The 3023-nt window shown below is 70.2% G+C and carries 4 protein-coding genes; all 4 read left to right on the top strand.

What is annotated here, in order from left to right:
* A partial coding sequence (locus tag IY392_RS17780) for an SDR family NAD(P)-dependent oxidoreductase (RefSeq protein ID WP_194861952.1) occupies positions 1-505 on the top strand: 505 nt, incomplete at its 5' end.
* Between the two features lie 115 nt (positions 506-620).
* Positions 621-1550, top strand: a complete 930-nt coding sequence (locus IY392_RS17775; protein WP_194861951.1) for an enoyl-CoA hydratase — start codon at positions 621-623, stop codon at positions 1548-1550.
* 4 nt (positions 1551-1554) lie between these two features.
* The gene (locus IY392_RS17770; protein ID WP_194861950.1) at positions 1555-2724 is read left to right on the top strand and encodes an acyl-CoA dehydrogenase family protein; all 1170 of its coding nucleotides are present in this window, start codon (positions 1555-1557) and stop codon (positions 2722-2724) included.
* A 16-nt stretch (positions 2725-2740) separates the two neighbouring features.
* On the top strand, positions 2741-3023 hold a 283-nt coding region (locus tag IY392_RS17765), incomplete at its 3' end, for an acyl-CoA dehydrogenase family protein (RefSeq protein ID WP_194861949.1).

Here is a 3023-nt window from a genome sequence, read left to right as displayed (position 1 = left end):
CCTCGCCCACTGTGCCGGGCCGCACGTGCCCATGGTCCACCTGTCCCGGACCGGCCCGGCAGAACTGCGCGCACAGCTGGGTGCGGACGTCGCCGGGTTCTTCGCGATCGTGCACCCGGCGCTCCCTCACCTCCGAACGGTGGGCGGAAACGTCGTCGTCGTCACCACCGCCGCCACCACCCGCTACCCGGTCCGCGACGGCCTGTCGGCAGCCCCCAAGGGTGCCGTCGAGCAACTCGCGCGAGGACTGGCCGCGGAGGAGGGCCGCTTCGGCGTGCGCGTGAACTGCGTGGGCCCGGGGATGCTCACCGACGGGATGGCCGAGCGGCTCATCGCCTCCGGCGACCTCGACGACCGCGCGCTCGAGGTCACCCGCGCGAACATCCCGCTGCGCCGGTTCGGCACCGCGGACGACATCGCCGAGGCCGTGGCGTTCCTCGCCTCCGACCGCGCGGGCTTCATCTCCGGCCAGAAGCTCGACGTCGACGGTGGTTACGGCGTCTGAACGACGGTGGTTACGGCGTCTGAACGACGGTGGTTACGGCGTCTGAATCCGAGCCGGCGGGCGGGTCCGGTACAGTACCAACCAAGCACTTGCTAGGTGAGGAGAGTCCCAGCTCATGACCGACGCGCCCATCCCCCCGGTCCTCGGCGTCCACGACCTCGGCCCGGACACGCACCCGGTCGCCTACGAGGTCACGGGCGGTACCGCCTACGTCACGCTCAACCGGCCGGACTTCCGCAACGCGCAGAACTCGGTCATGACGTACTCGCTGGACAACGCCTTCGTCCGGGCCGTCGAGGACGACGCGGTCAAGGTCATCGTCCTGAGGGCCAACGGCAAGCATTTCTCGGCGGGCCACGACATCGGCACCCCCGAGCGCGACCACCACGTGGAGTACCCCAACCGCGCGGCGCTCTGGTGGGACCACACCACCCGCGGCGGCGGCGACCGTCGCCTGGCCCGCGAGACCGAGGTCTACGTCCAGATGTGCCGCCGCTGGCGGGAGATCCCCAAACCGATGATCGCCCAGGTGCACGGCGCGTGCATCGCAGGCGGACTCATGCTGGCATGGGTCTGCGACTTCATCGTGGCCTCGGATGACGCGTACTTCTCCGACCCCGTGGTCAAGATGGGCATACCGGGCGTGGAGTACTTCGCCCACGCCTTCGTGCTGGGTCCGCGCCGCGCGAAGGAGATCCTCTACACCGGTCGCAGGTTCGGCGCGGCCGAGGCACTGGAGTGGGGGATGTGCAACCACGTCGTCCCGCGCGACGAGCTCCAGACCAAGGTCGACGAGATCGCCGCGGAGATCGCCGCGATGCCCGCGTTCGGACTGACGCTCGCGAAGAAGGTCATCAACGGATGCGAGGACCAGATGGGCCTCCAGACCTCCCTCGACACGGCCTTCGGCTGGCACATGTTCGCCCACTCGGCCAACGCGGAGCCCGACGACACCGACTCGTTCTCCGCCTCGCTCGGCGGGATGGATGCCCGCTCGATGCGCGACAGCGCGAACACGGGCTCGACCGGCGAGACTAAGGACTGACGCCGTGGATCTGGATCTGGACGCCTCGACTCAGGAGTTCCGCCTCGAGGTCCGCGACTGGCTCGCCGAGAACGTGCCCACCGAACCGCTCCCGCACATGGACACCCGCGAGGGCTTCGAGGCCCACCGACAGTGGGAGCGGACGATGGCCGACGCCCGCATGTCGGTGGTGTCGTGGCCCGAGGAGTACGGCGGCCGCGACTGCGGACTGGTCAACTGGGTGGTCTTCGAGGAGGAGTACTTCCGCGCCGGCGCGCCCCTGCGGGTGAGCCAGAACGGCATCTTCCTCCTGGCACCGACGCTGTTCGACCACGCCTCCCCCGAGCAGCTGGGCCACATCATGCCGCGCATGGCTCGCGCCGACGACATCTGGGCGCAGGCCTGGTCCGAGCCCGAGGCCGGCTCCGACCTGGCCTCGCTGCGGTCCACCGCACGGAGGGCCGACGGCGGCTGGGTGCTCAACGGCCAGAAGGTGTGGTCCACCCGCGCCTCGTTCGCCGACAAGGGCTTCGGACTGTTCCGCACCGACCCGGACGAGCCCCGCCACAAGGGCCTGACCTATTTCATGTTCGACCTGCGGGCCGAGGGCGTCACCGTGCGCCCGATCGATCAGCTCGACGGCCTGCCGGGGTTCGCCGAGCTGTTCCTCGAGGACGTCTTCGTCCCCGACGATCCGGCGGACCCGGCGAGTTCGGGCGTGATCGGCGAGGTCAACCAGGGCTGGAAGGTGGCCATGTCCACCGCCAACAACGAGCGCGGCCTCTCGCTGCGCTCCCCCGGCCGCTTCCTGGCCACCACCGATCGCCTGCTCGAACTGTGGGGGTCCACCGCACCGGGCCTGGACGACCGGGCCCGGGGCGCGCTGTCCGACCGCGTGGTCGACGCGTGGATCGGCTCCCGCGCGTACGAGCTGAGCACCTGGAACACGGTCACCACGCTCACCGCCGGCGCCAACCTGGGGTTCGAGTCCTCGATCAACAAGGTCTTCTGGTCGGACTGGGACATCGCGACCCACGAGACCGCCCTGGACCTGCTCGGCACGGCCGGTGAGCTCGCCGGTGAGCAGTGGATGGACGGGTACCTGTTCGCCCTCGCCGGGCCCATCTACGCGGGAACGAACGAGGTCCAGAAGAACATCATCGCCGAGCGTCTCCTCGGCCTGCCGCGCGGCTGAGAACGGGGTTTCCATCATGCAGTTCGCACTCGATCCCGAGGTCGTCGACTTCGCCGCCAGCATCGACTCGCTGCTGGCCAAGTCGGACATGCCCTCGGTGATCCGCTCCTGGGCGGCCGGTGACACCGCACCCGGCACCGCCGTGTGGGGCCGGATCGCCGAGACCGGCGTCACCGCGCTTCTCGTGCCGGAGGCATCCGGTGGGGCCGGCGCCACGGCCGTCGAGGCGGTCGTCGCCCTCGAGGTCCTGGGCCGCCACGCGGTGCCCGGGCCGGTGGTGGAGTCCGTCATGGTGGCAC

Origin of the sequence: Dietzia sp. SYD-A1, assembly GCF_015356725.1 — a bacterium.
In the GTDB taxonomy this organism is placed as follows: Bacteria; Actinomycetota; Actinomycetes; order Mycobacteriales; family Mycobacteriaceae; genus Dietzia.
Note: the sequence above shows the minus strand (reverse complement) of the source record. Positions and strands in the feature narration are given on the sequence as shown.